The sequence below is a fragment of the Microbacterium gorillae genome (assembly GCF_000826185.2).
Classification (GTDB): Bacteria; Actinomycetota; Actinomycetes; order Actinomycetales; family Microbacteriaceae; genus Microbacterium; species Microbacterium gorillae.
In genome coordinates this window covers 1-2948 of record NZ_LN648867.1, presented here as the reverse complement: position 1 = coordinate 2948, position 2948 = coordinate 1, and the positions used below count along the sequence as shown (strand labels likewise).

Genomic DNA, 2948 nt, shown 5'->3' with positions numbered 1-2948 from the left:
GGCCCCGGACGCGGCGGCGGCGGCCGCAGCGGCGGCGGCGGGGAGGGCGGCGCGAATGCGATCGAGGGCGGCGGCATCGTGCGCGGCCGTGAGGAACCACGCCTCGAACGCCGACGGCGGCAGGGCCACGCCGGCGTCCAGCATGGCGTGGAAGAACGCGGCGTACGCGGCCGTGTCCTGCCGCTGCGCGGTGGCGTAGTCCGCGACGCCGGCGGCGACCTCCGGACCCCAGAACACGCTGAACAGCGTGCCCGCCCACTGGATCCGATGCGGGACCCCGGCCGCGGTGAGCGCCACGGCCACCGCCTCCGCCAACGCCTCGGCCGCCGCGGCGAGTCGCCGGTACACCTCCGCGTCAGCCAGATGCAGCGTCGCGATGCCGGCGGCCACCGCCACGGGGTTCCCGGACAATGTGCCGGCCTGGTACACCGGACCGGTCGGCGCGAGCAGGTCCAGGACGTCGGCCCGACCGCCGACGGCCGCGACCGGCAGTCCGCCGCCGATGACCTTGCCGAAGGTGACCAGGTCCGCGGTGGCGTCCTCCCCCGCGTCCACGAGCACACCCCCGTACCCGCGCGGGCCGCTGCGGAACCCGGTGAGGACTTCATCGCTGATCAGCAGCGCCCCCTCGCGACGGGTGAGCTCGCGCAACGCCGTGGTGAAGCCCGGCGCGGGTGGGACGACGCCCATGTTGGCGGCGGCCGCCTCGGTGATGACGGCGGCGATCCGGCCCGGATGCGCGGCGAAGGCCGCCTCCAGCGCCGCCGGATCGTTGTACGGCAGCACCAGGGTCAGTGCCGCGATGTCCGCCGGCACCCCTGCCGAGCCGGGCAGGGCGAAGGTCGCCAGGCCCGACCCGGCCTGCGCGAGCAGTCCGTCCGAGTGCCCGTGGTAATGGCCGGCGAACTTCACGATGAGGTCGCGCCCGGTCGCGGCCCGCGCGAGGCGAATGGCCGTCATCGTCGCCTCGGTGCCGGTGGACACCAGGCGCACCCGCTCGACGCCCACGGACCGGTCCCGGATGAGCTCGGCCAGCTCCGCCTCGCCGGGACCGGACGCACCGAAGGACAGCCCCCGACTGACCGCCCGGTGCACGGCGTCGATCACGTCCGGATGCGCATGACCGAGCAGGGCCGGACCCCACCCGGCGACGAGATCGACGTAGTCGCGTCCGGTGGCGTCGGTGAGGGTGGCCCCCTGCCCGGAGACGTAGAAGCGCGGCGTGCCGCCGACGGACCCGAACGCCCGCACCGGCGAGTTCACGCCGCCCGGGATGGTGAGCTTCGCCCGCTCCAGCAGGGTGTCGTTCACGCTCACGACAGGCTCCGTCCGGCGCGCAGCCAGCCTGCGACCTCGAGCGCCCAGTAGGTCAGCACGGCGTCGGCACCGGCGCGGCGGATGCCGAGCACGGACTCGGCGATGGCGCGCTCCCGATCGATCGCCCCCGCGGCGGCAGCGAACTCGATCATCGCGTACTCGCCGGACACCTGGTACGCCCACACCGGAACGGATGACACCGCGGCCACCCGGTGCAGCACGTCGAGGTACGGCCCGGCGGGCTTGACCATGACGATGTCAGCGCCCTCGGCGATGTCCTGCTGCGCCTCGCGGACCCCTTCGCGCGCATTCGCGGGGTCCATCTGGTACGTCCGGCGGTCCCCCTGCAGGGTCGACTCGACGGCATCGCGGAACGGTCCGTACCAGGCCGAGGCGTATTTGGCCGCGTACGCGAGGATCACGACATCGGCGAAACCGGCCCCGTCCAGGGCCGCCCGGACGGCGGCGACCTGACCGTCCATCATGCCGCTGAGGCCGAGGACCTCCGCGCCCGCTCGAGCCTGAGCGAGCGCCATGTCGGCGTAGCGGGCCAGCGTCGCGTCGTTGTCGACGCTGCCGTCCGGTGCGAGCACCCCGCAATGGCCGTGGTCGGTGAACTCGTCCAGGCACAGGTCGGCCTGAATCGTGATCCGTCCGTCGGCGGCGTCGACCGCGGCGGTGATCGCCCGGTTCAGGATGCCGTCCGGCTCCGTCGCGCCCGACCCGGACGCGTCGCGCTCCGCGGGCACGCCGAACAGCATGATGCCGCCGAGGCCGGCGTCCGCGGCCGCGGAGACGACCTCGGCGATCCCGCCGAGCGGATACTGGACGACCCCGGGCATGCTCGCGATCGGTTGCGCCGTGGTGATGCCCTCCTTGACGAAGACCGGCAGCACGAGCTGGGCCGGATGCAGGTGCGTCTCGGTGACGAGACGGCGCAGGGCGGCGCTCGCGCGCAGCCGCCGCGGGCGGTCGGTCGGGGTGGGGATCATGCGTCCTCCTGGGCGTTCGGGGCGGCCGGACCGAGGTCGGCCGCGGTGTCGAGTTCGGAAATGAGATCGCGCACGCTCTGGCGTGCGGCGATGTGGTCCACGCGGAAGCCGAGGCCACGCGCGTCCGTGGCGGTGCCGGGGCCGATCGCGGCCAGGCGCGCGCTCAGGTGCGTCCCGACCTGGCGGCGCAGTTCGCGTGCGACGCTGAGCGAAGTGAGCAGCACGAGGTCGATCTCGCCGTCCATCAGTGCTCGTCGGACCTCCGCGGTGAGATCCACCCCCACCGTGCGGTAGGCGACGCAGACGCGCACGTCGTGTCCGCGCAGCTCCAGGTCATCGCTGAGGGTCGCGGAGGCGAGGTCGGAGCGCACCACCAGGCATCGCTGCGGCGTGGCTCCGTGGGTGGCGAGCCACTGCTCGGCCAGAGCTGCCGCCGAGGACGGCCCGTCCGGCCGGAACGCCACGGAGCGGCCCTCGGCGGTGGCGGCGCGGGCGGTCTCGGGACCGACCACGGCCAGGCGGGTGCCGCCCGGGAGGGCGGGGGCCCGACGGCTCGACGCCCGCCGCACTCGTGATCAGCACCCAGTCGAACGCGCCGGCGGCGAGCGCGGCGAAGGCGTCATCGCGAGCGGCGGGGGG

At 74.6% G+C, this 2948-nt stretch carries 3 protein-coding genes; all 3 read right to left on the bottom strand.

Annotated elements, in window-relative coordinates; translation table 11 throughout:
- A partial coding sequence (locus BN1193_RS00120) for a glutamate-1-semialdehyde 2,1-aminomutase (RefSeq protein WP_040162766.1) occupies window positions 1–1317 on the bottom strand: 1317 nt, incomplete at its 3' end.
- Complete coding sequence (hemB, locus tag BN1193_RS00115; RefSeq protein WP_040162764.1) at window positions 1314–2309, bottom strand: porphobilinogen synthase; 996 nt, start codon at window positions 2307–2309, stop codon at window positions 1314–1316. The genes hemB and BN1193_RS00120, both read right to left, overlap by 4 nt.
- Window positions 2306–2878, bottom strand: coding sequence for a uroporphyrinogen-III synthase (locus tag BN1193_RS00110; RefSeq protein WP_052460275.1), 573 nt, complete (start codon window positions 2876–2878; stop codon window positions 2306–2308). Before BN1193_RS00110 ends, hemB begins: the two co-directional genes overlap by 4 nt.
- Window positions 2879–2948 lie beyond the last annotated feature (70 nt).